Source organism: Brevundimonas sp. (assembly GCF_018608325.1).
Lineage (GTDB): Bacteria > Pseudomonadota > Alphaproteobacteria > Caulobacterales > Caulobacteraceae > Brevundimonas.
In genome coordinates this window covers 1-2,853 of the sequence record NZ_JABAZW010000064.1, presented here as the reverse complement: position 1 = coordinate 2,853, position 2,853 = coordinate 1, and the positions used below count along the sequence as shown (strand labels likewise).

The following is a 2,853-nucleotide window of genomic DNA, read 5'->3' as shown; positions in this document are numbered from 1 at the left end:
AGGCGTCGATTTCGTTGGCCGACCCCAGGGCGACGGGGATGCGCTGGTGCAACTGGGTCGGCTGGACGTCGAGGATGGGCTGGACGCCGTCGGTGGTGGCCTTGCCGCCCGCCTGCTCGACCAAGAGGGCCATCGGATTGCCTTCGTACATCAGGCGCAGCTTGCCCGGCTTGTTCGGTTCGCGCTTGTCCCACGGATAGAAGAAGACGCCGCCGCGCATCAGGATGCGGTGGACATCGGCGACCATGGCCGCGACCCAGCGCATGTTGAAGTTCTTGGCCCGAGGGCCTTCCGCCCCCTGCAGCACGCCGTCCAGATAACGCTGGACCGGCTCGGCCCAGTGGCGCTGGTTGGAGACGTTGATCGCGAACTCCTTGGTGTCCGGCGAAATGGTGATGGCGTCGTGGGTCAGCAGCCACTGGCCGTCATTGGACAGGGTGAAGCCCTTCACGCCGTCGCCCGTCGTCAGCACCAGCATGGTCTGCGGCCCATAGACGGCATAGACGGCGGCGACCTGATGGCGGCCCGCCTGCAGGAAGTCGGCCTCGACCGGCGTCGGGGTCGCGGACTTCAGCACCGAGACGATGGTGCCGACCGGCGCATTGATGTCGATGTTGGACGATCCGTCCAGCGGGTCGAACAGGGCCAGATATTCGCCGGCCGGATTGGACGCCGGCTCGACCTGATCCTTTTCCTCAGAGGCCACGCCCGCGATGGCCGGACAGGCCAGCAGCGCCTGGGTCAGCATGTCATCGGTGATGACGTCCAGCTTCTTCTGTTCCTCGTCCTGCACATTGATCTGGCCGGATGCGCCCAGCGCGACGACCAGGGCGCCGCCCGCCACTACGTCGCTGATCTGGGCGCAGGTCGCGGCGATCACGGTCAGGACGGCCTTCAGGCCCTGCGGCGCCTCCAGCGCGGCGATGTGGTCGTCGAGACGAAGGCGGTCAGCGGACATGAAGGCGTTTCCCGTAGGTTGTTGGGCGTCGCGCACTCATGGCCGCACAGGACGCGCGGGGCAAGGTCTGTCGGACCTCGGATGCACTGGCGACGCTTGACTTGGCGCCTGACTCGATGGCTTAGGTCGCTCGCTCTCGCGGGAGAGTTCGAGGCCGGGAAACCGGCTTAGACGCCGAAGGCGCAACCGCCCCGGAAACGCTCAGGCAAACGGACCGCGACAGCATACGGACGCTGGAAAGTCGCTCTTTTACGGGCGCGCCGACGGAGCAAGGCGGAAACGCCGGAATCTCTCAGGCTTCAGGACAGCGGGGGCGCGAGGACGGCGGCGAAGCTCCGCCACAACACGCGACCGCGAAAGTCTGAACCATGACCGACCAAGCTCTTAAAACCACGCCGCTGAACGCCGCGCATCGCGCCCTGGGGGCCCGCATGGTGGGTTTCAGCGGCTATGACATGCCGGTCCAGTATGAAGGGGTTCTGGCCGAACACCGCTGGACCCGCGAACATGTCGGCCTGTTCGACGTGTCGCACATGGGCCAGTGCAAGATCACCGGCGCGGACGCCACGGCGCAGTTCCAGCGTTTCGTCCCCGGCGATTATGAGATCCTGAAGGCGGGCAAGCAGAAATACACCCTGCTGCTGAACAAGGACGGCGGCATCATCGACGACCTGATGGCGGGCCGACCCGACCACGACGGCCTGTTCGTCGTCGTCAACGCCGGCAACAAGGATGAGGACTTCGCCTTCTGGAACGCCAATCTGGAAGGCGACGCCAAGCTGACGGTGCTGGACCGCGCCCTGATCGCCATTCAAGGCCCCGAGGCTGCCGAACTGATGTCCGCCCACGAGCCGGTGCTGGCCGAGATGGGCTTCATGGAGACGGCCCGCCTGATGCTGTTCGGGGCCGACTGCTATGTCTCGCGTTCGGGCTACACCGGCGAAGACGGCTATGAGATTTCGGTCCCCTCGGACCAGGCCGAGCGCATCTGGAACACCCTGCTGGAAGACGCCCGCGTCAAGCCGATCGGCCTGGGCGCCCGCGACAGCCTGCGTCTCGAATCCGGCCTGCCCCTGCACGGTCACGACATCGACGCCGCGACCACGCCGGTCGAAGGCGCCCTGACCTTCGCCCTGTCCAAGTCGCGCAAGGAACGTGCAGACTTCAACGGCGCCGACATCATCCTGAAGCAACTGGCCGAGGGTCCGTCGCGCGTCCGCGTCGGCCTGCACGTCAAGGAAGGCGCCCCGGCCCGTGAAGGCGCCGAGATCGCCGATGCGGACGGAAACATCATCGGCAAGATCACCTCGGGCGGCCCCTCGCCGAGCCTGGGCAAGAACATCGCCATGGGCTTCGTGCCGCCCGCCTTCGCGGAACTGGGCACGGAACTGAAGGTTCTGGTCCGCGGCAAGCCCGCCGCCGCCGAAGTCATCGCCATGCCGTTCGTGGCGCAACGCTATTACCGCAAACCCAAGACCGCCTAATCAGGGGATAGAGCTATGCATTTCACCAAGGATCACGAGTGGGTCAGCCTGAACGGCGACATCGCCACGGTCGGCATTTCCAAGCACGCGGCTGAGGCCCTGGGCGACGTGGTGTTCGTCGAGGTGCCGGAAGTCGGCAAGACCTTCGCCAAGGGCGACAGCTTCGCCGTGGTCGAAAGCGTCAAGGCCGCGTCGGACGTCTACGCCCCCGTCTCGGGCGAAGTAGTCGAGGCCAACGACGTGCTGTCGACCGCCCCGGAGACCGTCAACGCCGCCCCCGAAGCCGACGGCTGGTTCGCCAAGATCAAGATCTCGGACGCCTCGCAACTGGACGGCCTGATGGATCAAGCTGCCTACGACGCCTTCCTGGCCACGCTGTAATCTAAAACTCCGTCACCCTCGGGCTTGACC

At 65.9% G+C, this 2,853-nt stretch carries 3 protein-coding genes and 1 riboswitch; of the genes, 2 read left to right on the top strand and 1 reads right to left on the bottom strand.

Going from position 1 to position 2,853, the window contains the following annotated elements; genetic code table 11:
- On the bottom strand, positions 1-958 hold a 958-nt coding region (locus QZ281_RS06815), incomplete at its 3' end, for a class 1 fructose-bisphosphatase (RefSeq protein ID WP_292226331.1).
- Positions 959-1,087: 129 nt separating this feature from the next.
- A riboswitch (glycine riboswitch) is annotated at positions 1,088-1,185 on the top strand.
- 141 nt (positions 1,186-1,326) lie between these two features.
- On the opposite strand from QZ281_RS06815, the gene gcvT reads away from it, so the two are divergent.
- Both gcvT and gcvH read left to right on the top strand, forming a co-directional pair.
- On the top strand, positions 1,327-2,442 hold the full coding sequence (gene gcvT / locus QZ281_RS06810; RefSeq protein ID WP_292226327.1) for a glycine cleavage system aminomethyltransferase GcvT: 1,116 nt from the start codon (positions 1,327-1,329) through the stop codon (positions 2,440-2,442).
- 15 nt (positions 2,443-2,457) lie between these two features.
- Positions 2,458-2,823, top strand: a complete 366-nt coding sequence (gene gcvH / locus QZ281_RS06805; RefSeq protein ID WP_292226324.1) for a glycine cleavage system protein GcvH — start codon at positions 2,458-2,460, stop codon at positions 2,821-2,823.
- The last annotated feature ends 30 nt before the right edge of the window (positions 2,824-2,853 follow it).

What these genes read in the sequence shown, in the direction of transcription:
- gcvT (WP_292226327.1), top strand. Translation starts at nt 1,327, where the DNA reads ATGACCGACCAAGCTCTTAAAACCACGCCGCTGAACGCCGCGCATCGC.
- gcvH (WP_292226324.1), top strand. Translation starts at nt 2,458, where the DNA reads ATGCATTTCACCAAGGATCACGAGTGGGTCAGCCTGAACGGCGACATC.